Source organism: Nonomuraea fastidiosa (assembly GCF_042751225.1).
Taxonomy (GTDB): Bacteria; Actinomycetota; Actinomycetes; order Streptosporangiales; family Streptosporangiaceae; genus Nonomuraea; species Nonomuraea fastidiosa.
The window spans coordinates 5,094,522-5,120,564 of sequence record NZ_CP170570.1 but is presented as its reverse complement, the minus strand read 5'-3'; the positions used below and the strand labels follow the sequence as shown (position 1 = coordinate 5,120,564).

General features: G+C 72.4%; 23 protein-coding genes. 12 read left to right on the top strand and 11 right to left on the bottom strand.

Going from position 1 to position 26,043, the window contains the following annotated elements:
- Positions 1–62 precede the first annotated feature (62 nt).
- Positions 63–1,475 carry a GTPase HflX gene (gene hflX / locus ACFMQL_RS23850; protein ID WP_378790200.1) on the bottom strand — a complete coding sequence of 471 codons (1,413 nt, stop codon included), beginning with the start codon at positions 1,473–1,475 and terminating at the stop codon, positions 63–65.
- An 11-nt stretch (positions 1,476–1,486) separates the two neighbouring features.
- Entirely contained in the window at positions 1,487–2,275 is a 789-nt protein-coding gene (locus ACFMQL_RS23845; protein WP_378787082.1) for a DUF4097 family beta strand repeat-containing protein, read from the bottom strand.
- A 158-nt stretch (positions 2,276–2,433) separates the two neighbouring features.
- On the opposite strand from ACFMQL_RS23845, the gene aceB reads away from it, so the two are divergent.
- The 8 genes from aceB to ACFMQL_RS23805 all read left to right on the top strand — a co-directional run bounded on the left by aceB (position 2,434) and on the right by ACFMQL_RS23805 (position 10,758).
- Positions 2,434–4,011 carry a malate synthase A gene (gene aceB, locus ACFMQL_RS23840; RefSeq protein ID WP_378787080.1) on the top strand — a complete coding sequence of 526 codons (1,578 nt, stop codon included), beginning with the start codon at positions 2,434–2,436 and terminating at the stop codon, positions 4,009–4,011.
- Positions 4,012–4,036: 25 nt separating this feature from the next.
- Positions 4,037–5,473, top strand: a complete 1,437-nt coding sequence (locus tag ACFMQL_RS23835; RefSeq protein WP_378787078.1) for an FAD-linked oxidase C-terminal domain-containing protein — start codon at positions 4,037–4,039, stop codon at positions 5,471–5,473.
- Positions 5,470–6,699 carry an FAD-binding oxidoreductase gene (locus ACFMQL_RS23830; RefSeq protein ID WP_378787076.1) on the top strand — a complete coding sequence of 410 codons (1,230 nt, stop codon included), beginning with the start codon at positions 5,470–5,472 and terminating at the stop codon, positions 6,697–6,699. Before ACFMQL_RS23835 ends, ACFMQL_RS23830 begins: the two co-directional genes overlap by 4 nt.
- Before the next feature lies 1 nt (position 6,700).
- Entirely contained in the window at positions 6,701–7,903 is a 1,203-nt protein-coding gene (locus ACFMQL_RS23825; protein ID WP_378787074.1) for a (Fe-S)-binding protein, read from the top strand.
- Entirely contained in the window at positions 7,900–8,646 is a 747-nt protein-coding gene (locus ACFMQL_RS23820; protein WP_364057126.1) for an IclR family transcriptional regulator, read from the top strand. The genes ACFMQL_RS23825 and ACFMQL_RS23820 overlap by 4 nt, the downstream gene beginning before the upstream one ends.
- Before the next feature lie 18 nt (positions 8,647–8,664).
- On the top strand, positions 8,665–9,405 hold the full coding sequence (locus tag ACFMQL_RS23815) for an IclR family transcriptional regulator (protein WP_364057129.1): 741 nt from the start codon (positions 8,665–8,667) through the stop codon (positions 9,403–9,405).
- A gap of 3 nt (positions 9,406–9,408) precedes the next feature.
- The gene (locus ACFMQL_RS23810; RefSeq protein ID WP_364057132.1) at positions 9,409–9,621 is read left to right on the top strand and encodes a DUF2277 domain-containing protein; all 213 of its coding nucleotides are present in this window, start codon (positions 9,409–9,411) and stop codon (positions 9,619–9,621) included.
- 285 nt (positions 9,622–9,906) lie between these two features.
- Positions 9,907–10,758, top strand: a complete 852-nt coding sequence (locus ACFMQL_RS23805) for a hypothetical protein (protein ID WP_364057135.1) — start codon at positions 9,907–9,909, stop codon at positions 10,756–10,758.
- Here the strand turns inward: ACFMQL_RS23805 and ACFMQL_RS23800 are convergent.
- Entirely contained in the window at positions 10,662–11,081 is a 420-nt protein-coding gene (locus ACFMQL_RS23800; protein WP_364057138.1) for a hypothetical protein, read from the bottom strand. The genes ACFMQL_RS23805 and ACFMQL_RS23800 overlap by 97 nt on opposite strands.
- Positions 11,082–11,173: 92 nt before the next feature.
- Between ACFMQL_RS23800 and ACFMQL_RS23795 the strand changes: the two genes are divergently transcribed.
- The 3 genes from ACFMQL_RS23795 (at position 11,174) to ACFMQL_RS23785 (ending at position 13,672) form a co-directional block, all read left to right on the top strand.
- Positions 11,174–11,851 (top strand): response regulator transcription factor, encoded by a 678-nt coding sequence (locus ACFMQL_RS23795; protein WP_364057141.1) that lies wholly within the window; start codon positions 11,174–11,176, stop codon positions 11,849–11,851.
- Positions 11,848–13,086, top strand: coding sequence for a sensor histidine kinase (locus ACFMQL_RS23790; protein WP_378787069.1), 1,239 nt, complete (start codon positions 11,848–11,850; stop codon positions 13,084–13,086). Before ACFMQL_RS23795 ends, ACFMQL_RS23790 begins: the two co-directional genes overlap by 4 nt.
- Positions 13,087–13,276: 190 nt before the next feature.
- On the top strand, positions 13,277–13,672 hold the full coding sequence (locus ACFMQL_RS23785; protein ID WP_364057147.1) for a PepSY domain-containing protein: 396 nt from the start codon (positions 13,277–13,279) through the stop codon (positions 13,670–13,672).
- 62 nt (positions 13,673–13,734) lie between these two features.
- Here ACFMQL_RS23785 and ACFMQL_RS23780 read toward each other — a convergent pair whose 3' ends face one another.
- The 5 genes from ACFMQL_RS23780 to ACFMQL_RS23760 are packed head-to-tail and all read right to left on the bottom strand — an operon-like array spanning position 13,735 to position 21,478.
- Positions 13,735–14,427 carry an HNH endonuclease family protein gene (locus ACFMQL_RS23780; RefSeq protein WP_364057149.1) on the bottom strand — a complete coding sequence of 231 codons (693 nt, stop codon included), beginning with the start codon at positions 14,425–14,427 and terminating at the stop codon, positions 13,735–13,737.
- Between the two features lie 46 nt (positions 14,428–14,473).
- On the bottom strand, positions 14,474–17,659 hold the full coding sequence (locus ACFMQL_RS23775) for a 2Fe-2S iron-sulfur cluster-binding protein (RefSeq protein ID WP_378787066.1): 3,186 nt from the start codon (positions 17,657–17,659) through the stop codon (positions 14,474–14,476).
- On the bottom strand, positions 17,656–17,898 hold the full coding sequence (locus tag ACFMQL_RS23770) for a sarcosine oxidase subunit delta (protein WP_378787064.1): 243 nt from the start codon (positions 17,896–17,898) through the stop codon (positions 17,656–17,658). The genes ACFMQL_RS23775 and ACFMQL_RS23770 overlap by 4 nt, the downstream gene beginning before the upstream one ends.
- A complete protein-coding gene (locus ACFMQL_RS23765) occupies positions 17,898–19,100 on the bottom strand; it encodes a sarcosine oxidase subunit beta family protein (protein ID WP_378787063.1) in 1,203 nt (400 codons plus the stop codon). Before ACFMQL_RS23765 ends, ACFMQL_RS23770 begins: the two co-directional genes overlap by 1 nt.
- Positions 19,097–21,478 (bottom strand): FAD-dependent oxidoreductase, encoded by a 2,382-nt coding sequence (locus tag ACFMQL_RS23760; RefSeq protein WP_378787061.1) that lies wholly within the window; start codon positions 21,476–21,478, stop codon positions 19,097–19,099. Before ACFMQL_RS23760 ends, ACFMQL_RS23765 begins: the two co-directional genes overlap by 4 nt.
- Positions 21,479–21,679: 201 nt before the next feature.
- Between ACFMQL_RS23760 and ACFMQL_RS23755 the strand changes: the two genes are divergently transcribed.
- Positions 21,680–22,675, top strand: coding sequence for a helix-turn-helix domain-containing protein (locus tag ACFMQL_RS23755; protein WP_364057164.1), 996 nt, complete (start codon positions 21,680–21,682; stop codon positions 22,673–22,675).
- A gap of 310 nt (positions 22,676–22,985) precedes the next feature.
- Here ACFMQL_RS23755 and ACFMQL_RS23750 read toward each other — a convergent pair whose 3' ends face one another.
- From ACFMQL_RS23750 to ACFMQL_RS23740, 3 genes are read right to left on the bottom strand one after another with little or no spacing between them, the layout of a single operon-like run.
- Positions 22,986–23,744, bottom strand: a complete 759-nt coding sequence (locus ACFMQL_RS23750; RefSeq protein ID WP_364057167.1) for a glucose 1-dehydrogenase — start codon at positions 23,742–23,744, stop codon at positions 22,986–22,988.
- Between the two features lie 22 nt (positions 23,745–23,766).
- Positions 23,767–24,483, bottom strand: coding sequence for a hypothetical protein (locus ACFMQL_RS23745; protein ID WP_378787059.1), 717 nt, complete (start codon positions 24,481–24,483; stop codon positions 23,767–23,769).
- Positions 24,456–26,042, bottom strand: coding sequence for a hypothetical protein (locus tag ACFMQL_RS23740; RefSeq protein WP_378787057.1), 1,587 nt, complete (start codon positions 26,040–26,042; stop codon positions 24,456–24,458). The genes ACFMQL_RS23745 and ACFMQL_RS23740 overlap by 28 nt, the downstream gene beginning before the upstream one ends.
- Position 26,043 lies beyond the last annotated feature (1 nt).

The following is a 26,043-nucleotide window of genomic DNA, read 5'->3' as shown; positions in this document are numbered from 1 at the left end:
GTACGGCGCGCGCGAGCGCCCCTCATTCCCGAGAGGCGCTCACAACGTACGGAACAAAAGGGTCAGGAGACCCGCTCCACCGGCTTACCGACCCGCAGCAGCTCCTGCGACAGGCTGGGCAGAACCCGGGCGTGCAGGATGGTGCCGTCCTCGACGTGCTCGACGGACAGCACCTCACCCTCCTTGTGCGCACGCGAGATCAGATCGCCCCTGTCGTACGGCACCAGCAGGTGCACCTCGTGATCGAGGCGCGGCAGGCGTTCCTCGATGAGCCGCATCAGCTCGGATATGCCCTGGCCGGTGCGGGCCGAGACGACGATGCTGTCGCGCTCGCGCCGGGTGATGCGGTCGAGCACGTCCTGGTCGGCGGCGTCGGCCTTGTTGATCACCACGATCTCGGGGATGTCGGAGGCGCCGTCGATGTCGCGGAGCACCTCGCGGACGGCCGCGATCTGGCCTTCGGGGTCGGGGTGCGAGCCGTCGACCACGTGCAGGATCAGGTCGGCGTCGCCGACCTCCTCCAGCGTGGAGCGGAACGCCTCGACGAGCTGGTGGGGCAGGTGGCGCACGAAGCCGACGGTGTCGGCGATCGTGAACAGCCGGCCTTCGGGCGTACGGGCCCTGCGCACGGTCGGGTCGAGGGTGGCGAACAGCGCGTCCTCGACCAGCACGCCCGCGCCGGTGACGCGGTTGAGCAGCGAGGACTTGCCGGCGTTGGTGTAGCCGGCGATGGCCACGGCCGGGATCTCGCGGCGCTGGCGCCGGTAGCGCATGGTCTCGCGCGAGGTGGACATGCCGCTGATCTGGCGGCGCAGCTTGGACATGCGCTCGCGGATGCGGCGCCGGTCGAGCTCGATCTTCGTCTCACCGGGGCCGCGGCCGCCGATGCCGACGCCGCCCGCGGCGCGACCGCCGACCTGGCGCGACAGGTTGCCACCCCAGCCGCGCAAGCGCGGCAGCAGGTAGGAGAGCTGGGCCAGCTCGACCTGCGCCTTGCCTTCGCGGCTCTTGGCGTGCTGGGCGAAGATGTCGAGGATGAGCGCGGTGCGGTCGATGACCTTCACCTTGACGACGTCCTCGAGCTGGCGGAGCTGACCGGGGGTCAGCTCGCCGTCGCAGATGACGGTGTCGGCGCCGGTGGCCTCGACCACGTCGCGCAGCTCCAGCGCCTTGCCGGCGCCGATGTAGGTGGCGGGGTCGGGCTTCTGGCGCCGCTGGATGAGCCCGTCGAGCACCTGCGACCCGGCCGTCTCGGCCAGGAGCTTGAGCTCGCGCAGGGAGTTTTCGGCGTCTTCGGCGGTGCCGCTGGTCCAGACGCCGACGAGGACGACCCGCTCGAGCCGCAGCTGCCGGTATTCGACCTCGGTGACGTCCTGAAGTTCTGTGGACAGGCCCGCTACTCGGCGCAGTGCCTGGCGGTCCTCAAGGTCCATGTCGCCGGTCTCGATCGGGTCGAGCGCGGGGTATTCGTGCATAAAAGTCATCTCTATGAGGGAACGTCTGGACACCTCGGTGTCTTCCCACGATGGTGGCACGACACCCTCGGCTCGAGCACCTGGTTATCAGGCGAGTCCCACAGACTGTCAAGACGGCGAGACGGTGATGTCCCCGAGCCGGCCGTGACAGAGATCTTGTTCGGCGCGGCCGTGTCCTGCTTGACGCCGACGGTGACGTCGCCGGAGCCGACCTGGCTGTCGATCGCGTACGGCTGGTCGGGCACGCGCACCTCGATGTCGCCCGAGCCGGTCTTGAGCCGGATGTCCTCGGGGGCGGCGGTGTATTTGAGCTCGACGTTGCCTGAGCCCAACTCGCCGGAGAGCTTCTTGCCGGCGAGCCCGGCCGCGTCCACGTCGCCGGACCCGGCGCTCAGCGTGATCTCGCCGGTGAGGTCTCTGAGCGTGAGGTTGCCCGAGCCGGACTCCAGGTTCATGCGCAGGCCCTTGGGCACCTCGATCTTGTAGTCGACCCCGCAGGCCCCCCACTCCGACGGGCACTTGTAGGTGACGAACAGCTCCTGACCGTCCACCCTGTGCTCCGGCTGCGGCTTGTCGCCGCCGCGCCAGTGCAGGGTCTCGACGACGCGTACCGCATCGCCTCCCGTCTCCGTGATGACCGCGTCCCCCGCCTTGCTGACCAGCCTCAGCGCGGTGACCTTGTCGGTCACCTCGTACGACACCGTGTCCTCGTGGTTGGGCCCGGCGAGGCTCGCGACCCCGCACCCGGTGAGCAGCACGGTGGAGGCCAGCAGCCCGCCCGCGATCGCAATCCTTCTCATGGGGCAGATCCTTCCCTGAGGGCAGGTGCTCCGGCATCGGGGATCACCCCGGAATCACTCCCGGGTAACCCCGACCTTTGACCCGCGAAGGCCGCCAGAGTAGCTTGACTTCCACAATCCAGAATTCATTTTCCACTATATGGAAAAGGGTGAGGCTCATGGAGATCACCGGCCCGAAGCTCGACCGGTTCGACGAGATACTCACGCCGGAGGCGCTCGCGTTCGTGGAGACGCTTCAGCGCGAGTTCGGCCCGCGCCGCCTGGAGCTGCTCGACGCCCGCCAGGCCAAGCAGGCGGAGCTGTCGGCGGGCGGCAGGCTCGACTTCCTCCCGGAGACCAAGGAGATCAGGGAGGGCGAGTGGAAGGTCGCGCCGCCCGCGCCGGGCCTTGAGGACCGCCGCGTCGAGATCACCGGGCCGGTGGACAGGAAGATGACCATCAACGCCCTCAACTCGGGCGCGAAGGTGTGGCTCGCCGACTTCGAGGACGCCAACTCACCGCTGTGGGAGAACTGCGTGGCGGGCCAGCTCAACCTGCGCGACGCGCTCGACCGCACGATCGACTTCGAGACCGGCGGCAAGTCGTACACGCTCAAGCCCGACGACGAGCTGGCCACGATCGTCGTGCGCCCGCGCGGCTGGCACCTCGACGAGAAGCACGCGCTGGTGGACGGCGAGCCGGTGTCGGGGTCGCTGTTCGACTTCGGCCTCTACTTCTTCCACTGCGCGCAGCGGCAGATCGACAAGGGCAAGGGCCCCTACTTCTACCTGCCGAAGATCGAGTCGCACCTGGAGGCCAGGCTCTGGAACGACGTCTTCGTCAGGGCCCAGGACCTCCTCGGCATCCCGCAGGGCACGATCAGGGCGACGGTGCTCATCGAGACCTACCCGGCGGCGTTCGAGATGGAGGAGATCCTCTACGAGCTGCGCGACCACTCGGCGGGGCTGAACGCCGGCCGGTGGGACTACCTGTTCAGCGTGATCAAGAAGTTCCGCACGCGGGGCCGCGAATTCCTGCTGCCCGAGCGGAACGCGGTGACGATGACGGCGCCGTTCATGCGGGCCTACACCGAGCTGCTGGTGCGCACCTGCCACAAGCGGGGCGCGCACGCGATCGGCGGGATGGCGGCGTTCATCCCCTCGCGCCGCGACCCGGAGGTCAACGCGGTGGCGCTGGAGAAGGTGCGGGCCGACAAGACCCGCGAGTCCAACGACGGCTTCGACGGTTCGTGGGTCGCGCACCCCGACCTGGTGCCGATCTGCCGCGAGGTGTTCGACGGGGTGCTCGGCTCGCGGCCCAACCAGATCGACCGGCTGCGCGAGGACGTCAACGTCACGGCGGCGGACCTGCTTGCGGTGTCGGACACGCCGGGCGACATCACCGAGGCGGGGCTGCGCAACAACGTGGACGTGGGCCTGCGCTACCTGGCGGCCTGGATGGGCGGGCAGGGCGCGGCGGCCATCCACAACCTCATGGAGGACGCCGCCACGGCCGAGATCTCGCGTTCGCAGATCTGGCAGTGGATCCACAACGACATCACGCTGTCCGACACCGGAGAGCAGGTGACGAAGGAGCTCGTGGAGCGGATCATCGGCGAGGAGCTGGCCAAGATCGCCGAGGAACCGGGCTACGACGAGGGTCTGTACGCGCAGGCGACGGCGCTGTTCAAGCAGGTCGCGCTGGACGACGACTTCGCGGAGTTCCTGACCCTTCCGGCCTATGCTCAAATGCCATAAAGAAGCGTACAAAGGGGGATCGGTGATGAAGACGCTGATTACGGCCCTGCGCTCACTGCTGCCGCACGACGCGGTGATCACCGATCCCGTACGCCTGCGCACGTACGAGTGCGACGGCCTGACCTATCACCGCGCGACGCCCGGCGTGGTCGTGCTGCCCGAGACGGCCGAGCAGGTCGCCGCCGTGGTCCGCCTGTGCAACGAGCACGGCGTGCCGTTCGTCGCGCGGGGCTCGGGCACCGGCCTGTCGGGCGGCGCGCTGCCCCGCGAGGACGGCGTGCTGATCGTCACCTCGAAGATGCGCGCGATCCTGGAGATCGACCTGCCCAACCGCAGGGCCGTGGTGGAGCCGGGGGTGACGAACCTGGCCATCACCGAGGCCGTGCGCGCCCAGGGCTACTACTACGCCCCCGACCCGTCCAGCCAGCAGGTCTGCTCGATCGGCGGCAACGTGGCGGAGAACTCCGGCGGCGCCCACTGCCTCAAGTACGGCTTCACCGTCAACCACGTCGAGGCGTGCGAGATCGTCACCCCGGAGGGCGAGCTGGTCACGCTCGACCGCATGGACCCGGGCTACGACCTGCTGGGCGCGTTCATCGGGTCGGAGGGCACGCTGGGCATCGCCACCAAGATCACCGTACGGCTGAGCCGCGCGCCCGAGGCGGTGACCACGGTGCTGGCCGCGTTCGACAGCATCGAGCAGGGCGGCAGGGCGGTGTCGGCGATCATCGGGGCGGGCATCGTGCCGGCCGCGATCGAGATGATGGACGCCCTCGCCATCGAGGCGGCCGAGGCGGCGGTGTCCTGCTGCTATCCCGAGGGCGCGGGCGCGGTGCTGATCGTCGAGCTGGACGGCCCGGCCGCCGAGGTCGAGCGGCAGTTCGCGCGGCTGCGCGAGCTGTGCTCGGAGGCGTTCGAGCTGCGGGTGGCCGACGACCCGGCCGAGCGCGCGGCGATCTGGAAGGGCCGCAAGTCGGCCTTCGCCGCCGTGGGGCGGATCAGCCCGGCCTACATCGTGCAGGACGGCGTGGTGCCCCGCACGTCGCTGCCCGCCGTGCTCGCGGCCATCGACCGGCTGTCGGCCGAGCACGACATCAGGGTGGCCAACGTCTTCCACGCCGGCGACGGCAACCTGCACCCGCTGGTGCTGTTCGACGACGGCGATCCGGGCGCGGGCGAGCGGGCGGAGGCGGTGTCGGGGGCCATCCTCGATCTGTGCATCGAGAACGGCGGCTCGATCACGGGCGAGCACGGCGTCGGCGTCGACAAGTCGCGCTACATGCCGAAGATGTTCAGCGCCGACGACCTCGACACCATGCAGCTCGTGCGCTGCGCGTTCGATCCCGCGGGGCTGGCGAACCCGGGCAAGGTGTTCCCCACCCCGCGCCTGTGCGGCGAGGTGCCGGGGGTGCGCAAGGGCGTGCACCCGCTGGTCGAGTCGGGGAAGGCGGAGCAGTTTTGAACGGCGGTACGGCGAGCGCGGCGATCGGCGGGGTGACGACCCGGCAGGCGGGACCCGACGACGTGGTGGGCGGCGTGCGGCCCCGCTGGGTCGTGCTGCCCGAGACCGTCGAGGAGGTCTCCGCCGCGCTGCGGGCCTGCGCGGAGCAGGACCTCGCGGTGGTGCCCGCGGGCGGCGGCACGAAGCTGCACTGGGCGCCGCCGCCGGAGCGCTGCGACGTGCTGCTCGACATGTGCTGCATGAACGAGGTGATCGAGCACGCCGCCGGTGACCTCGTGGTGCGCGCGCAGGCCGGGGTGACGATGGGCGCGCTGGCCGGGACGCTCGCGGCCGAGGGCCAGGAGCTGGCGCTCGACCTGCCGTACGCCGATGACTCCACGGTCGGCGGCACGCTGGCCACCGGAGGGCCGCCGGGGCCGCGCGCGTTCCGCTACGGCACCGCCCGCGACCTGCTCATCGGCATCACGGTCGTGCTGGCCGACGGCACGATCGCCCACTCGGGCGGCAAGGTCGTCAAGAACGTCGCGGGCTACGACCTCGGCAAGCTGTTCACCGGCTCGTACGGCACGCTCGGCGTGATCGCCGAGGCCACGTTCCGGCTGCATCCGTTGCCCGCCGATCGCCGCTGGGTGATCGCCCGCCTGCGGTCGGACGGCGCCGCCAAGCGCGCGGCCGGGGCGGTGGCGGCGCTGTCCGCCTCGCAGGCCGAGCCGAGCGCGATCGAGATCAACCGTCCTGAGCCAGGCGGGCCGATCACCATCGCCGCGCTCGCCGAGGGCACGGCGGCGGCCGACAGGGCTGCGGCGCTGCGCGAGCTGATCGGCACCGGCGAGGTCGCCGAGGAGCCGCCGGTCTGGTGGGGGCGGCTCCTCGGCGATGACGTGCTCATCGAGCTGCGCTTTCCTCCTGCGGCGACGGCGGCGGTGCTCGAAGCGGCGGACGCCGCGCGGATGGTGCTGCGCGGCTCCCCCGCCTGCGGGCGGCTGCTGCTGGAGCCGGTGCGGCCGATGGCGGAGGACGAGCCGGCGGCCGTCGTCTCCGCGCTGCGCGCCGGGGTCGAGGCGGCGGGCGGGCGGGCGCACGTGCTCGCCCTGCCGCCGGGGAGGCCGTACGAGAACGTCGACAGGTGGGGACACGTGGGCTCGCTGCCGCTGATGCGGCGGGTCAAGGAACGGTTCGATCCCGGTCGCAGGATGTCTCCCGGCCGGTTCGTGGGAGGCGTGTGAGGTGGACCCCGAGCTGATCAACGACTGCGTGCACTGCGGTTTCTGCCTGCCGACCTGTCCCACGTACGTGTTGTGGGGCGAGGAGATGGACTCGCCGCGCGGCCGCATCCACCTGATGCAGCAGCATGTCGAGGGCACCCCGATCACCCCCGAGATGGCCGGGCACTTCGACGCCTGCCTGGGCTGCATGGCCTGCGTGACGGCGTGCCCGTCCGGCGTGCGCTACGACCGGCTGATCGAGCAGACCAGAGTCGAGGTGGAGCGGGAGCACGTACGCGAGCCGCAGGAGCGCGCCATCCGCGGCATCGTGTTCAGCCTCTTCCCCTACCCGCGCAGGCTGCGGCTGCTGCGCCCGGCGATGAGGCTGGCCAGGCGGATGGCGGCGTTCCTGGAGCGGGCCCACCCGAGCCTGGGCGCGATGGCGGCGCTGGCGCCCCGCGTGGAGCACCGGCAGCGGCTGCCGCGCCTGGTCAAGGCCAGGGGCGAGCGCCGCGCCGTGGTGGGCATGCTCACCGGGTGCGTGCAGCGGGAGTTCTTCCCGCAGGTCAACGCGGCCACCGCGCGGGTGCTCGCGCTGGAGGGCTGCGACGTGGTGATTCCGCCCGAGCAGGGCTGCTGCGGGGCGCTCAGCGTGCACTCCGGGCTCGACCGTCAGGCGGGGCGGCTGGCGCGCAGGACGGCGGAGGTGTTCGAGCGAGCCGGCGTGGACACGGTCGTGGTAAACGCGGCCGGCTGCGGCTCCACCATGAAGGAGTACGCCGAGCTGCTCGGCCGCGAGCCGGGCTTCCGCGTCATGGACCTGTCCGAATACCTGGCTGAGCTGGGGCCGGTGGCCAAGCGGCACCCGCTGCCGCTCACCGTGGCCTACCACGACGCCTGCCACCTGGCGCACGCGCAGGGCGTGCGGGCGCAGCCGCGCGAGCTGCTGTCCGGCATCCCCGGGCTGGAGCTGCGCGAGATCCCCGAGTCGGCGATCTGCTGCGGGTCGGCGGGCACGTACAACCTGCTGCGGCCGCAGGCCGCGCGCGACCTCGGCGACAGGAAGGCGGCCTCGGTGCGCACGACGGGGGCCGAGCTGCTGGTGTCGGCCAACCCCGGGTGCACGATGCAGATCGCCGCGGCCATGCGGCGGGCGGGCGCGGACATCAGGGTCGCCCACACCGCCGAGGTGCTGGACGCGTCCCTGCGCGGGGTCACGCTGTGAGCGTCCAGTCGGTCGAGCGGGCGCTCGACGTGCTGGAGGCGCTGGCCGAGCACGGCGGCGAGGCGGGGCTGTCGGAGATCGCGGCGCGCACGGGCCTGCCGTACGGGACCATCCACCGGCTGCTGCGCACGCTGCTGGCGCGCGGCTACGTCCGGCAGGAGTCCGACCGGCGCTACGCGCTGGGCGGCGGGCTGGTCAGGCTGGGCGGCATCGCGGAGAGCATGGTCGGGGTGTGGGCACAGCCGTACCTCGCGAAGATGGTCGAGCTGTCCGGCGAGACCGCGAACCTGGCCGTGCTGGAGGGCGACTTCGTCGTCTACGTGGCGCAGGTGCCGTCGCCGCGCAGGCTGCGGATGTTCGCCGAGGTCGGCAGGCGGGTGCTGCCGCACAGCACGGCGGTGGGCAAGGTGCTGCTCGCCGGGCGGCCCGAGGCGGAGGCGGTGGCGGTGTTCGAGCGCACCGGCATGCCGCGCCGCACCCCCAACACGATCACCGAGCTGGACGCGATGAGGGCGGAGCTGGAGACCGTCAGGCGCCAGGGGTACGCGCTCGACCTGGGCGAGGAGGAGCTGGGCGTGCACTGCCTCGCGGTGCCGGTGCGCGATGGCGGCCGGGTGGTCGCGGCCATGTCGGTCTCGGGTCCCGCCGAGCGCATCGACGCGCTCGACCGCGATGAGCTGGCCGAGGGCATGCGGAAGATCGCGTCGCAGTTCGGTGACGAGCTGGGACCGATCGCCGACTGAACGATATTCTGTTGCGGCATGAGCAACAGCACGTCGGTCCAGTCGGTCGATCGTGCCATCGCGATCTTGGAGATCCTCGCCCGCGACGGCGCCAGCCGGGTCACGGACCTGGCGACCGAGCTGGACGTCCACAAGTCCACCGCCTTCCGCCTGCTGTCGGCCCTGGAACAGGGCGGGCTCGTCGAACAGAGCGGCGATCGAGGACGCTACCGGCTCGGCTTCGGCGTCGTACGGCTGGCCGGCGCGGCCACCGCCCAGCTCGACCTGTCGGGCGAGAGCCGCCCGGTCTGCCTGCGCCTGGCCGTCGAGATCGGCGAGACCGTCAACGTGGCGGTGCCCCGCAACGGCGACGCCATCAACATCACGCAGGTGCGCGGCCCCGCCGCCATCAGCGGCCACAACTGGGTCGGCCAGCGCACCCCTGCACACGCCACCTCCAGCGGAAAGGTGCTGCTGGCCTTCGGGGCGCTGCGGCTGCCGTCCGAGCTGGAACGCTACACGCCCAACACCATCACCGAGCCCGACGAGCTGGGCCTTGAGGAGATCAGGGAGCGCGGCTGGGCCGCCGCCGTCGAGGAGCTGGAGGTGGGGCTCAACGCGGTCGCCGCGCCGATCAGGGGCTCCGACGGCACGGTGGTCGCCGCCGTCAGCGCCTCCGGGCCGTCGTACCGGCTGACGCCCGAGCGGCTGCCCGAGGTCGGGGCGATCCTGGTGGCGGGCGCGAAAGAGATCAGCCAGCGCATCGGCTATTACGGTTGAGTCATGTGTAGAAGCATCAAGACCCTCCGCCCGCCTTACACCGAGAGCGTGACCGAGGAGGACGTGCGGGCCGCGGCGCTGCAGTACGTCAGGAAGATCTCCGGCTTCCGCACGCCCGCCGCGCACAACGCGGAGGCGTTCGACCGCGCGGTCGAGGCGATCACGCGCGCGTCGGAGGAGCTGCTGGGCGCGCTGCAGGTCCGCGGGAGCCGTTGACAGCCCTCACGAGCGAGACGGCTCCCGCGCGGGCGCGCCGGTGGTCCGCCACCGACGGGCGCGACGCCCGCCCCGGCGGCGGGGCCGCGTTTGACCGGCCGTTTCACCGGCCGCAGCACCGGCCGCAGCACCGGCCGCAGCACCGGCCGATGCTGTGACCGTGCGTGAACGGCCGTGCCGAGGCGGGCCGACAGCCGGCGTCAAAGATCGGGCAAGCCGCCCGCAAGCCGTGCTCCCTAGCATGAGAACCCGCACCAGGACCGGGCTCTCACATAGGAGGCAGCGGTGCCGCCACCTCGCGCACGTGCCGTCGTCAGTCTGCTGGTGCCGTGGCTCGCCGCCAAGCGCGCGTTCAAGCCCCCGGTCGGCTCGACTCCAGAGGAGCGGCGGCTGGACCGGCTCGCGTTCTGGCGGACGATGCTCGGCCTGATCACGGTCGTCATCGCCACGCATCACTATCGGAATGTCCTCGAGGTCCTCGCGAGCGCCACCGCGAAGACCTACGACACCCTGCAGTACGCGCTGGCTCTGCCGCCGCTGGCCTTCCTCGCCGTCTTCCTGCTGACCCGCCGCGACCGGCGCCGCACGCTGTGGCCGCGCGTCCGGCGGTACCTGGTCCGCGGGGTGCCCGGCCTGCTCGTCCTCCTCATGCCGTTTCTGCTCTCCCAGCTCTACCTGTGGCTGAACGACGGCGACGGCGCCATCCCCGGCTCGGCCATCGGGCCGAGGGAGATCTTCATCTTCCTCTGGGCCGCCTGCTTCTACGGCAGCACGCTCTACTGGGCGACGCGCACCGGGCTGTGGATCTCCGACATGCACCCGTTGCTCGCGCCGGTCGGCTCCACGCTCGTCATGCTGCTGGTCAGCGGACAGGAGCTCATCAGCCTGGAAAGGAACGGCGTGCCCTCCTGGCTGTGGCTGACCCTGAACATCAGCGGCGTCGTCTCGTCCCTGACGCTGGCCGTGATGGAGTACCGGCTGCTGCGCACGATGGGCTACCGCTGGCGCGAGGGGCCTGACCCGGTCACCGGCCCGCAGGGTCAGCTCTCGCGGACGACGGGCTCACCGTCCGAGCAGACGATCTTGAGCTCGACCTCCTCGCCCTCGTCCGGCTCGAACTCCACCTTCGCCTCGTGATCCGGCCCGGGATCGACCGAGTCCACCTTGTAGCCCTGGGCGGGGCTCCACGAGCGCAGCGTGACCCGGCCGCCCTCGCAGGAGGCGATCACCGTGCCGCCCGCGCTGCGGATCAGCCTGCTCTGCCCCGTCGGCGACGCCGCGGGGACGGGCGCGGCGGTGGCGCGGGAGGTGGCCGTGGCCAGCTCGGCGCGCACCTCCTCGGGGGCGAGCACGTGGCGGTCGGTGCCGGTCAGTCCGTTGCCGAGCAGGCCGAGCACCGCCACGGCGGCGCCGGTGGCGGCGACGGCGGTGGCGGCCCAGGCCGCGACGAGTCTCTTCATCCCGCTCAGGTTCCCCCCTGTCCGGCTAAGGCCAGGTTAAGGCGACGCTAAGGCTGCTCTAGGCAGCGGAAGAAACCGTCTACGTTCTTCCTATGGCTGACATCCTGCTCATCGAGGACGATGTGGCGATCCGTACGGCGCTCAGCAGGGGGCTGCGAGACCTCGGCCATGCCGTCTCCTCCTCCCCCACCGCCATGGACGGGCTGCGCCTGGCCGTCCAGGACCGGCCCGACCTGATCGTGCTCGACCTCGGGCTGCCCGACCTCGACGGCGTCGAGCTGCTGCGCATGCTGCGGGCGGTCAGCCAGGTGCCGGTCATCGTGGCCACCGCGCGCGACGGCGACGCCGAGATGGTGCCGGTGCTGGACGCGGGCGCCGACGACTACGTGGTCAAGCCGTACAGCGCGGCGCAGCTCGACGCCCGGGTACGCGCGGTGCTGCGGCGGGCGGGCGGCTCCGCGCCGGAACCGCTGGCGGTGGGCGGTCTGCGCGTGGACCCGCGCGCCCGTACCGCCACGCTCGACGGCCAGCCGCTGGACCTCACGCCGCGCGAGTTCGACGTGCTGCACTACCTCGCGGCCCGGCCAGGCGAGGTGGTGACCAAGCGGGAGCTGCTGACCGAGGTGTGGCAGCTGCCGTACGGGGGCGCCGACAAGACCGTGGACGTGCACCTGTCGTGGCTGCGCAGAAAGCTCGGAGAGACCGCCGCCGCGCCGCGCTACCTGCACACCGTGCGCGGCGTGGGCGTCAAGCTGGTCGATCCGTCATGAGGCGCTGGCTCGCGCTGCTCGTGGCGGCCACCACCTCGCTCGTGCTCATCGCGCTGCTGGTGCCGATGGCGCTGCTGATCAGGGCCGTGGCCGAGAACGGCGCGATGAGCCGGGCCACCGCCGCAGCCGAGTCGGTCGCCGTCGCGGTCGGCACGCCCGATCTGCCGCTGACGGTCGAGCAGGTGTCCCGCCCCGTGACGGTGTTCCTGCCGGACGGCGGCATCGTCGGCACCCCGGCGCCGCGCTCCGACGCCGTACGCCTGGCCGCGACCGGGCGCAGCGTCACCGCCGCCGCACCCGGCGGCAGGGAGGTGCTGGTCTCCGCGCAGTCGCCCGGCGGCACGGCGGTGATCAGGGTGTTCGTGCCGGACGACGAGCTGGTGCGCGGCGTGCGCGAGGCGTGGCTGGCGCTGCTGCTCATCGGGCTCGGGCTGATGGTGCTCGGCATCGTGCTCGCCGACCGGCTGGCGCTGGCCGTCACCCGGCCGGTGGACGGGCTGGCCAGGGTCTCGCACCGGCTCGCGGGCGGCGATCTGACCGCGCGGGCCGAGCCGGGCGGGCCGCCCGAGGTGCGGTCGGTGGCGCTCGCGCTCAACCATCTCGCCGGCCGCATCGACGAGCTGCTCGCCGCCGAACGGGAGTCCGCCGCCGACCTGTCGCACCGGCTCCGCACGCCGCTGACCGGCCTGCGGCTGGACGCCGAGTCGCTGCGCGACCCTGAGGAGAAGGCCCGCCTGCAGGCCAGGGTGGACGCGCTGGAACGGGCGGTCAGCGCGGTCATCACCGAGGCGCGGCGGCGCACCGCCGACCGGGAGTCGTGCGACGCGGCCGCCGTCGTGAGCGAGCGGGTGCGGTTCTGGTCGGTGCTCGCCGAGGACCAGGGGCGCGAGCTGACGGTCACGCTGCCCGACGGCCCCCTGCAGGTCGCCGCGGGCGCGGGCGAGCTGGCCGCGTGCCTGGACGCGCTGCTCGGCAACGTCTTCGCGCACACCCCCGAGGGCGCCGCCATGTCCGTACGCCTCCAGAGCCGCCCACCCGGGGCCCTGCTGTCCGTCGAGGACGCGGGACCCGGGTTCGAGCCCGCGCTGCTGGAGCGCGGCACCAGCGGAGGCGGCTCGACCGGGCTCGGCCTGGACATCGCCCGCCGCACCGCCGAGTCGTCGGGCGGCGGCCTCTCGGTCTCCAGCTCCGAACTCGGCGGCGCCCGCGTCGACCTCCACCTGGGCGCGCCTTGAGCCTCCTCCTGCGCCTCCAACTGGGCGCGCCTTGAGCCTCCTGTGCCTCCCCATTGACGCGCCTTGAGCCTCCTTCTGCGCCTCCCCCTTGGGCACGCCGTAAGGCTCCAGAGCGCGCCCATTCCGGCCTTCTCCCCGCCTTAACCGCCGTTTAGCGCGCGATTACCGGGGCCGGCGGTTTCGTAGAGGCATGCGAATCACAAAGAAGCTGCTCGTGGCCGGTGCCGGTGTCGTCTCCCTGATCGCGTGCGGTGGCGCGGCGTACGCGACCGCCTCCGCCGCGGCGGAGGCCGCCGCTCCCATCGCTCTGACGGCCACCGCGCCCGCCGCTCCGAAGGTCACGGCCGAACAGGCCATCGCGATCGCGCACCGGCAGGTGCCGGGCGCCTGGATCCGGGAGGTGGAGCTCGACAGGAACGGCGCCGCCCCCGACGTCTGGGAGGTGAAACTGATCAAGGGCTCCCAGCGGTACGAGGTGAAGGTGAACGCCGCCTCCGGCAAGATCACCAAGTCGGAGATCGACAGGGACCATGACCGCGACGACGACCACGGGGGCCGTGGCCGCGACCACGCCGAGGACGACTGATCCTCACCGACCTCTCCGGCTGCGCCGGCTCACCCCCACGGTGGGCCGGCGCGCTCACGCGGTCAGCAGGAGCTCAGGACGTTCTTCATGGCGTCCTTCTCCGCGGCGGTCACCCACACGCCGTACTTGGCCTTCACATCGATCTGCCGGGCGATGTAGGTGCACCGGTACTCCTTGCGCGGCGGCAGCCAGGTGGCCGCGTCGGAGTCGCTCTTCTGGCCGTTCAGCGGGCCGTCAACGGCGAGCAGGTTGAGCGGGTCGTTGGCGAACTCCTTGCGCTTGGTCGCCGACCACTGCTGGGCGCCCTTCTGCCAGGCGTCCGACAGCGGTACGAGGTGGTCGATCTGCACGGCGCTGCTAGTGCTCTGGCCGCGCTTGAACTTGATGGTCTTGCCGCTGTAGGGGTCGTGCAGGGTGCCGGTCAGCACGATGCAGTCGTGGGTGCCCGGCTTGAACGTCTCGTCCTCCATGTCCCGCTTGAGGATGTCGTTACGGGTGTCGCAGCCGTTGCGATCGACGTCGGCCCAGGCCGGGCCGAACTTGTCGCGGTCGAACCCGGTTTTGGGCGCGCGGCCCTTGACGGTCAGCTTCTCCAGCTTCTCCTTGGCTTCGGCGATCGCGGCCGAGTCCGGCTTCGCATCGCCGATCGAGCCGCTGGTCTGCGCTTCGAGTCCGCCGCAGCCGGCCAGCAGTCCCACCGTGGCCAGACCGGCCATGAACGCCCGTACGCGCACGCTCTTCTCCCCAGACTTCAAGCAAAAATCTTCGTAAAGTCTAGGTAATTCCCAGGTATGGCGGTTATCACCCCTGAAGGGCGTCGAGCAGCCACTCCGCCATGTACCGGGTGAAGGACGATCTTACGTAGATCCAGTACATATCGGGCGCTCGCCGCTCCAGGACGACCGGCGCCTTGCCGAGCAGGGTCTGAGCGTGCCCGGGGAAGGCCGACGGGTGCAGGTCGAGCGGGCATCCGGTGATGAGCACGTCTTCGGTCCCGGGGCCCGACAGCTCCAGGATCGTCCGCTGGCCCGAGACGTCCACCCAGCGGGGGCCAGGCGTCGCGTCTCTGGCAGCGTCCCCCACGACGAGCCACCAGGACGGCCCGAGCCGCAGCCCCGTCCCCGGATCCGCGCCCCTGACCTCCCACATCGGTTCGAACGGCACCTCGCGCAGCCGCACCCGCTCACCGCTCGCCGCCGCGAACCGCGCGGCGAAGGAGGCGGCCGGGCTCTCCGCGCGGCAGCCGGTCAGCGGCGCGATCTCGCCGGGCGGCAGCGGCTCGCCGTCGCGGCGGGCGTTATCAGGGTCGTAGAAGACCGGCTCCACGACCGTCACGGGCAGCGCCGCTCCCCCGGACACCGCCGTCAGCCGGTCGCCGGGGGCCGCCTCCTTGGCCAGGGCCAGGCAGAACGTACGGCCCAGCACCTCGCTGTGGTAGCTGGAGGTGACGTGGCCGAGCATCGGCACGACACCGGTGAGTGCCTGCCCGGCCGCCACGAGCTGCGCGCCCTCCTCCACCCGCGCGGCGGGGTCGTCGGGCAGCAGCCCGACCAGGCGCTTGCGATCGGGACGCGCGGTGTCGGGCCTGGCGTGCGAGCGCTTGCCCACGAAGTCCGGCTTGCGCGTGGAGACCAGCCACGACATGCCGAGGTCCTGGGGGGTGACCGTGCCGTCGGTCTCCTGACCGACGATCGCGAAGCCCTTCTCGGCGCGCAGCACGTGCATGGTCTCGGTCCCGTACGGCACCGCGCCCAGCTCCAGCACCGCGTCCCACAGCGCCCGCCCGTAGGCCCAGGGCACGTTCACCTCGTACGCCAGCTCGCCGGAGAAGCTGATCCTGAACACCCGGCCGGGCACGCCCATCACGTCCACGGCCGCGTACCGCATGAACGCCAGGTCGAGCGCGCCGGGCGCGACGGCCGCGATCACCCGCCTGGCCTGCGGTCCCACCACGGCGACCGTCGCCCAGTGGTCGGTGACCGAGGTGAACGACACGTCCAGGCCGGGCCACTCGGTCTGGTGCCACTCCTCCAGCCAGTCGAACACGGCGGCGGCGTTGCCCGTGGTCGTGGTCATCAGGTAGTGGTCGCCGGCGAGCCTGGTGGTGGTGCCGTCGTCGAACACCATGCCGTCCGCCCGGCACATCACGCCGTACCGGCAGGCCCCGACGGGCAGCGTGGAGTACATGTTGGTGTAGATCCGGTCGAGGAAGGCCCCGGCGTCCGCGCCCCTGATGTCGATCTTGCCGAGCGTGGAGGCGTCCATGGCGGCCACGGCGGTGCGGGCCGCCCGGCACTCGCGCCGTACGGCGTCCTCCATCGACTCGCCGTCCTGCGGGAAGTACCAGGGGCGCTTCCACTGGCCGACGTCCTCGAAGACCGCGCCGCGCGCGACGTGGGAGTCGTGCATGGCGGTGGTCCTGACCGGGTCGGACAGCTCGCCCCTGTCGCGCCCGGCCAGCGTGGCGAACGACACCGGCGTGTACGGCGGCCGGAACGTGGTCGTGCCCACCTGACCAGGCTCGGTGCCGAGCAGCGCCGACATGACGCCCACCACGACCGCGCCCGACGTCTTGCCCTGGTCGGCGCCGGTGCCCGCGGTGGTGTAGCGCTTGACGTGCTCGACCGAGCGCATGCCGGTGCCGGTGGCCCTGGCCAGATCGGCCACGGTCACGTCGCGGTGCAGGTCGGCGAAGGCCGGCTCGTCACCGCCCGCCCCCTCGCCTTCGACCAGCCACAGCGCGGCGGGCGGCGCTGTGATCGGCCGCTCGTCGCACTCGGGCACCCGCAGCTCGCCCGGCCCGCCCCGATCGCGCATGCGCGTCTCCGGCCCTGCCTCACCGGAGTCGCGGGTGGTGCCGAACGCCAGGGACGCCGCCTCCGCGCCCGCCGCGTAGCCGTCGGCGATGGCCGCGGCCGTGCCGTACACGCCTTTGCACGCCCCCGCCGACCGCTCGGCCTGGGCGGACGTGCCCGGCACGAACGCCTGCAGCTCCTCGTCGAACCCGACCCGCCCCTGCGACTGGCTGAACAGGTGCACGGCCGGGTTCCAGCCGCCGGCCACGGCGAGCAGGTCCGCCTCGACGTGCCGGGAGCCGATCGAGACGCCGGTCAGCACGCCGTCGGCGTCGCCGGTCGTGCCGGTGACCACCCGCCCGTCCACGCGCGGGTCCACGATCTCGGCCACCTCCACCCCGGCCGCCGCCAGGTCTCCGGCCGCCTCGTACGCGGAGTCCGCGCAGGCGAACACGACCGCCCGCCGCCAGGGCGCGACGCCGTACCGGTTGGCGTAGGCGCGGGCCGCCGAGGCGAGCATCACGCCGGGCCGGTCGTTGCCGGGGAAGGCGACGGAGCGCTCGTGCGCGCCCGTGGCCAGCACCACCTGGCGGGCCCTGAGGTGCCACAGCCGCTCGCCGCGCGCCCGCCGTTCCACGGCCACCACGTAGTTGTGGTCGTAGTAGCCGATGGCGGTCGTCCTGGTGAGCACCCGGCCCGGCAGATCGAGCCCGTCCACCCAGTCGAGCGCGGGCGCGCCGTCGATGCGCAGGCGGGAGTTGAGCAGGTCGCCGCCCAGGCGGGGCTGATCGTCCACCAGGATCACCCGCGCCCCGGCACGGCCCGCCGCCACCGCCGCGGCGAGGCCCGCCGGTCCGCCGCCCACCACGAGCACGTCGCAGTGCAGGTAGCCCTTGTCGCAGCGGCGGTCGTCCACAAGCTCGGCCGCGCTGTGCGGGTCCACCCGGCCCTTGCCGCGCAGGCTCCACGCCTGAAGTCCGTCGTACAGCTCGACCGTGGTGGCGGGCAGCATGGGGTCGGGGCCGACGCGGACGAGCGCGTTCGGCTCCTCGGGCCCGGCGGTGAAGACGCCGCGCGGCCGGCCCAGCGCGACGCTGCGGCCCACCACCCGCACGCCGTTGCGCAGCAGGGCGGCGGCCAGCGTGTCGCCCGGCTCGCCCCGCAGCGGGCGGCCGTCGAAGGTGAACCTCATGAGGGCTTCCTGATCTCGTGGGTGACGGTGTGCCGCTCGACGTCGAACCAGGTCCGGCAGCCGTGCGCGTGGAACCAGCGCTCGCGGAACCAGCCCTTGGGGTTGTCACGGAAGAAGACGTACGCGGCCCACTCGGCGTCGGTGGTCTCGCCCGTGGGGCAGGCGATGCCGGCCTGGCCGCCGTAGCGGAACTCGGTCTCGTCGCGTGGACCGCAGTGCGGGCAGTCGATGAGCAGCATCAGTGGGCCACCGCCGCCGCGCCGTGCTCGTCGATGAGCGCCCCCGTGGTGAACCTCTCCAGCGCGAACGGCTCCGCCAGCGGATGCGGGCGGTCGTGGGCGATCGTGTCGGCGTAGACCCAGCCGGAGCCCGGGGTGGCCTTGAAGCCGCCGGTGCCCCAGCCGGCGTTGATGTAGAGGCCGCCGATCGGCGTGCGGCCGATGATCGGTGAGGCGTCGGGCGAGACGTCCACGATGCCGGCCCAGGTGCGCAGCACGCGGACCCGGCTGAAGATCGGGAACAGCTCCAGGGCCGCCGCCATCTGCGCCTCGATCACGTGGACGCTGCCGCGCTGTCCGTAGGAGTTGTACGCGTCGATGCCCGCCCCCATGACCAGCTCGCCCTTGTGGGCCTGGCTGACGTACACGTGGACCGCGTTCGACATCACCACGCAGTCGAGCACCGGCTCCAGCAGCTCCGACACCAGCGCCTGCAGCGGGTGCGACTGGAGCGGCAGCCGCAGCCCGGCCCGCGCGGCGAGCACCGAGGTGTGCCCGGCGGCGGCCAGCGCGACCTTGCCGGCGGCGATCCTGCCGCGCGAGGTCCCGACGGCGACCACACGGCCGCCGGTGATCTCGAAGCCGGTGACCTCGCAGCCCTGGATCAGATCCACCCCGTACGCGTCCGCCTTCCTGGCCAGCGCCCAGGCGACGTGGTCGTGCTTGGCGATGCCGCCGCGCCGCTGCAGGGTCGCACCCATGACCGGGTAGCGGGCCTGCCGCGAGACGTTGATGATCGGGCAGAACTTCTTGACCTCGTCGGCGTCGAGCCATTCGGCGTCCACGCCGTTGAGCCGGTTGGCGTTGACCCTGCGCTTTCCCTCGCGCACGTCGCTCTGGTTGTGCGCCAGGTTGAGCACCCCGCGCTGGCTGAACTGCAGGTCGTAGTCCAGCTCCTCGCTCAGCCCCTCCCAGAGCTTGAGCGAGTGCTCGTAGATGGCGGCGCTCTCGTCCCACAGGTAGTTGGAGCGGATGATCGTGGTGTTGCGCGCCATGTTGCCGCCGGCCAGCCAGCCGCGCTCCAGGACGGCGACGTTCGTGATGCCGTGGTTCTTCGCCAGGTAGTACGCGGTGGCCAGGCCGTGCCCGCCGCCGCCGACGATGACGACGTCGTAGGAGGGTTTCGGGTCGGGGTTGCGCCAGAGGAAGTCGGGGTGGGTCACCGTCGGATCTTCTCCATCCCGGGGTCGTACAGGGGCTCGGCGGCGACCTCCGCGGGGATGCGGCGGCCGAAGTAGGAGATCTCCACCTGCGTCCCGGGCTCGGCCAGCTCCGCGGGCAGCCAGGCGTAGGCGATGGGGCGCTCGATCGTGTGGCCGTAGGCGGCGCTGGTGACGTAGCCGACCGTGCGGCCGTCGTGCCTGACCGGTTCCTTGCCCATGACGACCTCGGCGCTGAGCAGCGGCACCAGTGTGCGGGTGACGTCCGTGGTCAGCGCGTCGCGGCCGATGAAGTCCTTGTCCGTCTTGACCGCGAAGCCCAGCCCCGCCTCGTACGGGGTGTGCTCGGTCGTCATGTCCACGCCCCACAGCCGGTAGCCCTTCTCCAGCCGCAGGCTGTTGAAGGCCGCCCGGCCGCCGGCGACCGCCAGGCCCGGGGCCCACAGCGTGTCCCACAGCTTCAGCCCCATGTCGGCGCTGGTGTAGAGCTCCCAGCCCAGCTCGCCCACGTACGACACGCGCAGCGCGAGCACCGGCACGTGGCCGACGTAGCCGCGCCGGCAGCCGAAGTAGCGCAGGCCCTCGTTCGACAGGTCCATGTCGGTCAGCGGCTGCACCAGCTCCCTGGCCCGTGGTCCCCACACGCCGACGCAGCAGGTGCCGGGCGTGATGTCGCGCACCCGCACGCCGGACGGCGCGTGCCTGGCCAGCCATTCGAGGTCGAGGTTGCCGTTCGCGCCGACCTGGAAGGTGTCCTCGTCGAGCCGGGCCACGGTGAGGTCGGAGCGGATGCCGCCCCGGTGGTCGAGCAGCAGCGTGTACGTGACGGAGCCCGGCTTTCTGTCCACGTTGTTGGTGGTCATGCGCTGCAGGAACGCCGCCGAGCGCGGCCCGCTGACCTCGATCCGCTTGAGCGGCGTCATGTCGTACAGGGCCACGCTCTCCCTGGTGGCGCGGGACTCGCCGGCGGCGATCGGCGACCAGTAGCGGCTCGCCCACGCATCGCGCAGCTCGGCGCCGGTGGCCGCGCGGGGCAGCCCTTCGTTGGCCTCGAACCAGTGCGGGCGCTCCCATCCGGCCGCTTCGAGGAAGAACGCGCCCAGCTCCCGCTGCCGTACGTGGAACGGGCTCGTCCGCAGCGGGCGCGGCGACTCCATCGGCTGCAGCGGATGGACGACGTCGTACACCTCGATGAAGTTCTGCTTGCCGCGCTCCTCGATGAACGCCGGCGAGAGCTGCGCCTGCTCGAACCTGCCCAGCTCGCACTCGTGCAGATCGATCTCGGAGCGCCCGTTGACGAGCAGCTCGGCCACCGCGCGCGCCACCCCGGCCGAGTGGGTCACCCAGACGGCCTCGGCCAGCCAGAACCCGTCGAGGTGCGGGGCCTCGCCGATCAGCGGGAATCCGTCGGGAGTGAAGGAGAAGATCCCGTTGATGCCGTCCTCGTACTTGGATCCGGCCAGGGCGGGCAGCAGCTCGACCGCGTCGCGCCAGGCCGGGTCGAAGTCCTCCTCGGTGAACGCCTGCACCGACGGCATCGTGGTGGACTTGGGGCCGATCTCGTGCTGGGCGACCGGCATCGGGCGGTGGGAGTAGGAGCCGATGCCGACCCGGTCGCCGTGCTGCCGGAAGTACAGGTCGCGGTCCTGGTGGCGAAGTATCGGGCCGGGGCGCAGGTCGCCGAGGGGGCCCGACTTGGCGTACTGGTGGGCGAGCGGCAGCAGCGGCACGGTCAGCCCGGCCATGGCGCCGATCGACGGCCCCCAGAAGCCGGCCGCGCACACCACCACGTCGGCGGGGATGGTCCGGTGCTCGCCCCCGGCCACGACGGCGACGCCGGTCACCCGGCCGCCGCGCTGGTCGATGCCGGCCACGGTGTGCTCGCCGAGGAACGTCGCGCCGCGCTCGGTGGCGCGCGCCGCCTGACGCTCGCCGCAGGCGACCGCCGCCGCGAGCCCGTCGGACGGCACGTGAAAGCCGCCGAGCACCTTGGTCTTGTCGAGCAACGGCCATAACCGCGCGCACTCCGCCGGGTCGATCAGGTGCGCCTCGACGCCCCACGACTCGGCCCAGCCGAGCTTGCGGTGCAGGTCGGCCCAGCGTTCCGGGGTGGTCGCCACCTCCAGGCCGCCGACCTGGGCGAAGCAGCCGGCGCCGAGCGCGGTGTACTTCCTGACCGTGTAGGCGGCGAACTCCGTCATCGTCTTCGACGGGTTGGTCTGGAAGACGAGGCCGGGCGCGTGGGAGCTGGAGCCTCCGGCGGCGAACAGCGGGCCCTGGTCGACGACCGTGACGTCCGTCCATCCCCGCTCGGTGAGCTCGTCGGCGAGGGCGCAGCCCACGATGCCCGCTCCCACGATCACCGTACGCGGTCGGCTCATGGTCGCCTCCGGAGTTGTTCCTTAATACGCAACACGCACCGCACTACGCAACGACCATAGATTCCCGGGACCGCCGGTACAAGAGTCACCTTCGGTGCGCGATCCGCCGGGGGACGAACGCCGCGAAATGTGATCATCCACAGCGGGCGTACCAGTACGCTGACCTCGGATCATCGCACGGGGAGGGGGCGTCACGAGACCATGGCGCAGCGGCGCTTACTGGAAGGGCTCGGTGTCACGGCGGCCGAGGAGACGGCCTACCGCGCACTGCTGCGGCACGGCCCGGCCACGCTGAGCGAACTGGGGGCGGAGACCGGCTCGTCCGCCGGCGCCATCCGCCGCATGCTGCCCAGACTGGAGGACCTCGGCCTCGTCTCCCGCGTGGCCGGCCGTCCGCTGCGCCTGGTCGCCACGCCGCCGAGCATCGCCATCGACATCCTCGTCGCCCGCCGCCAGGAGGAGCTCACCCACAGCAGGGCCGCCGCCGCGCTCCTCGCCACCGAGGTCGCCGACCGCGGCGGGCCGCACCCTGAGGAGGTACTCGAGGTGGTGACCGGGCGCGACGCCGTCGCCCGCCGCTACCTCCAGCTCGAACGCAACGCCACCCAGGAGCTGCTGGTGCTGGTGCATCCGCCGTACGCGGTGGACATCAGCGACGATCAGGAGAACCGCCGCCGCGCCGCCCGCCGTGGCGCGCCCGTCACGCGCGGCATCTACAGCCCGCTCGCCTTCGAGCAGCCCGGCATGCTCGCCCACACCCGCCGCGCCGTCGCCGACGGCGAACTCGCCCGGCTCGGCCCTGTGCCCGTCAAGCTCGCCATCGCCGACGCCCAGACCGCGATACTCCCGCTGGTCTCCGACGAGGACCAGGCGGTGGAGAGCGCCCTGGTCGTGCACCCGTCGGCGCTGCTCGACGCCCTCGTCGGGCTCTTCGAGACGCTGTGGCGGGCGGCCGTACCGCTACGGCTGTCGGAGGACGGCCTGGAGACCGAGTCCTGGCCCTCGCCGTCCGACACCGAGGTCCTCGCCCTGCTGGCCGCCGGCATGAAGGACGACGCCATCGCCCGCCAGCTCGGCCTCAGCCCCCGTACGGTGCAGCGCCGCGTCCAGGTGCTCGCCGAACGCCTCGGCGCCCGCACCCGCTTCCACGCCGGCTACCTCGCCGCCCAGAACAAACTTCTCGCCCGCGACCCCTGACGACCACCTGCCGCACCCTCCGGCGGCCAGGGGCCGCAGCCCGCGCCCTCTCACGGTCGCGAGGCGATGCATGCGGCCCCTTACGACCATCGGCTGCGGCCCGCACCCTGACCGCCGCAGGTCCGGCCGGCACACCGGATAGACATCCTGCTATCCCGCTGAGGGACCGCCTTCCAGAGCGCTGGATTCTCCCTCCCATCGCGATGCGCAACCGGGCGGAACGCGATCGTGAGGCCCTGCATCGCCGGAAGGTGGTCTTGGCCACCCGCTGGCGCTCCGGGCGTCGGCTTCGTCTTCGAGCCGCGGGCCGCTAGGTGAGGAGGAGGCCGCCGTCCACGGGCAGGGTGACGCCTGTGATGTACGACGAGGCGTCGCCGGCGAGGAAGACGGCGGCGGCCACGAGCTCGGCCGGGTCGCCGGCGCGGCCCATGATGACGCGGGCCTCCGTCATGCGTTCGAGGTAGCCCGGCTTGTACTGCTCGGTCATCTCCGAGGCGAAGAAGCCGGGCTCCAGGCAGTTGACCCGGATGCCGCGCCGCCCCGTCCACTGCTGGGCCAGGTCGCGGGTGAGACCCACGACGCCGGCCTTGGAGGCGCTGTAGGCGGCCTGCGGCAGCCCGGCCGTGGTCTCGCCGAGCACGCTGCCGATGTTGACGATCGACGAGCCGGGCCGCATCACCCGCGCGCACGCCTGTGCCATCCAGTACGTGCCGTGCAGGTTGATGTCGATGACCCGCCGGAACTCCTCGGGCGTCTCCCGCAGAGCGGGCACGGCGGTGCCGACCCCGGCGTTGTTGATGAGCACGTCGACCGCACCCATGCCCTCGACGGCGGCGGCGACCAGCGCGTCGCACTCCTCGGGCTTGGACACGTCGGTCTGGACGGCCAGGCACCGGCGGCCGGTCTCCTCGACCAGCCGCCGCGTCTGCTCCAGGCGTTCGGCGCGGCGGGCGGCGATCACCACGTCGGCCCCGGCCTCGGCCAGGCCGCGGGCGAAGGCGACGCCGAGGCCCGAGGACGCGCCCGTGACGATCGCCACCTTGCCGTCGAGCCGGAACCGCTCCAGCACCACCGGCCGCCCTCCGATCGGTCTAGAGCCCGTATTCCTTCACGATGCGCTCGTGCCGCTCGACCTCGACGCCGATCTCGCGCGCCAGGTCGAGCCAGGCCAGCGGGTGGACCCAGCGCTCGGTGGCATCGTCGAGCAGCGCGTCGACCTCGGCGGGCGTGACGTTGGGCGGCACCGCGACCCAGCCGAACACGCCGGGCAGCGGCTCGCCGGTGCTCGGGTGGGTGACGGTGTAGTTCTCGTCGCTGTAGACCCACATCGGCCAGCCGCGCTCGGCCATGACCTCGGTGAACTCCGCCCAGTCCTCCTCGCTCGGCGCGGCACCGTCGAAGAAGTAGCTGGTGTAGCCGCCGGGCCGCAGCATGCGCACCGCGGCGAAGGGCGGCACGAAGTTCTGCTGCTCCTCGGGGTCTTCGGGCACCGGCTCGAGCAGCTGCGGGTCGAAGACGACGAGGTCGCCGGCGTTGTAGTCCATGCCGCGCGGCTGCGGCAGGGCGAGCCGGGCGGTGGCGGGGCCGGTGCGGATGGACAGCACCTGGCGCTGGCCGCCGTCGGGCGCGGGCAGGACGAGCCGGATGAGGCCCATCTCCTCCTCGATCGGCCCCTCGGTGGACTTGAGCGGCATGCCGATCTTGGCGGCGCCCTTGCGCACGATCTCCCAGTCCTCGGCCGAGGTGGCCATGACGATCATGCGCCAGGTGTCCTCCTCGGTCAGCTCGTCGAGGGCCTCGGCGAGCACCTGGGCGGCCCTGGCGTTCTGGTCGATCTGCTGGGCGGCGCCGGCCAGCAGGCGGCGGGCCTCGACGCCGGCCCCGCCGCGATGGCGTGCTCGGCCGCGTCGACCGCCTCGGGCCAGCGCTCGCGGGCGCTGTGCAGGCGGGCGAGCGCGAACTGCTGGTCGGCGTGCGGCAGCATGGCGGCCATCTGCTCGAGCCGCTCGTCTTGGCGGGCCTCGATGAGCAGCGTGGTGAGGTAGGCGACGTCGTCGCTGTGGGCCGTGGCGATCTCGCCGGTGTCGACCAGCATCTTCCAGTAGATGTCGGCGCCGGCGGCGGGGTAGCCGAGGAAGCCGAGCGTGGTGGTGTGGCGGCGGGTCGCCTCGATGTCGCTGCCGGACAGCGGGGCCAGCCATTCGACCCACTTCTCGGGGTCGGCGTTGAAGCCGTCTTCGGCGTCGAAGCGCCCGACCCGCTCCTCCAGGGGCACCTCAGCGGGCGGCGGCTCGGTGGCGTCGGCGGCGGCGCGCAGCGCGGCGATGCGCTCGGCCAGGCCGGCGGTCTCGCGCAGCTCGGCGGTGCCGGACTCGGCCAGGTCGGCGAGCAGCCTGGCCTGCCACACGCCCTTCCTGCCGATGGCGAGGTCGCCGCCGACCAGCGCCAGCTCGACGCGGGCGCGGTAGCCGCCCATCATGCCGAAGTAGTCGATCCACTGGCGCACGACGCGGCCGAGCTGCCAGGTGTTGGTGATCACACCGGACGGCGCGAGCTTGCTGACCGCCTGGGTCCACTCGACCCACACGCGCGGGTGGTCGCCCACGACGTCGAGGTCGGGCAGCGCGTCGACGGACTCGGCGGTACGGCCGAGCGTGGCGAGGATCAGCGCCCTGCGCACGCCGTCGCGGTGCTCCTTGGCCACCGGGTCGTCGGGCTTGAAGCCGGATGCGGCCTGCAGCGCGGTGAGCGCGTCTTCGGCGCGGCCCGCGGCCAGCAGCGCACGGGCGCTCTCGGCGCCCAGCTCGAAGCTCGCCTCACGGCCGGCCGCGCGCAGCCGCTCGACGGCGGACTCCGCGTAGCTGACGGCCTCGCCCGGCTTGCCGGCGTCGATGAGGGCCGCGACGTACTGCGTCACGAGACCGGAGAAGGCCGGGTTGTCCGGGCCGACGCCCTCGATGACGGGCGCGAGCGTCTCCAGCCGCTCGGCGGCGTAGCCGGGGCCGTCGGCGTTGGCCAGCGCGATGGCCATCGCCTCGGCCGCCGCGGGGGTGGCCGGGCAGTCGCGTACGTCTTCGCGCTGAGCGAACGCCACGAGCTGCCTGGCGTCGTCGATCGCGACCGCGCCCTGGGCGCGGTCGCCGATGCGGCCCATCAGATGCCAGTAGCGGGCGTAGAACTCGAGCCAGGGCAGCTGGAGGGTCTCCGCCTGCCCGGCGATGGCCGGCGCCATGACGTCGAGCTGCGGGTATCGGCCCTCGTAAGCCTGTGCGGGAAGGTCTCCCAGCGCCATGGCGAGGCCAACGTTGCCCGCCTCGGAAAGCTGCTGCTGGGTTTCGCCGACCCAGGCCCAGATGTCCACGTCCATG